This is a genomic window from Streptococcus mitis (genome assembly GCF_946190155.1).
Taxonomy (GTDB): Bacteria; Bacillota; Bacilli; order Lactobacillales; family Streptococcaceae; genus Streptococcus; species Streptococcus mitis_CL.
In genome coordinates this window covers 1-250 of sequence record NZ_CAMHZL010000086.1, presented here as the reverse complement: position 1 = coordinate 250, position 250 = coordinate 1, and the positions used below count along the sequence as shown (strand labels likewise).

Sequence of the window (250 nt, the reverse complement as noted above, 5' to 3'; positions counted from 1 at the left end):
GAGTTCGCATTGTAAATCTCAGGCCGATAAATTTTTTGGAAAGTCTCCATCGTGCTGATGGTACTGATAAGCTCAATATCAGTGTAATCACTGAGCAAATCGCCGGAGAAATAAAAGGCCAAAGGCGCAACGCTATTTTTCGGCATAAAGTAGCGAACCTGTAATCCCATTTTTTCGAAATACTTCTCAGTCAAAGAGGAGTCATTTTGCTGATATTCTATGCCCAATACAGGGTGTTGGTTACCCGTCC

The 250-nt window shown here is 42.0% G+C and carries 1 protein-coding gene; it reads right to left on the bottom strand.

The genetic code is table 11. The features are described from left to right. A partial coding sequence (locus N8O80_RS09585) for a DUF1852 domain-containing protein (protein ID WP_261028139.1) occupies window positions 1–250 on the bottom strand: 250 nt, incomplete at both ends.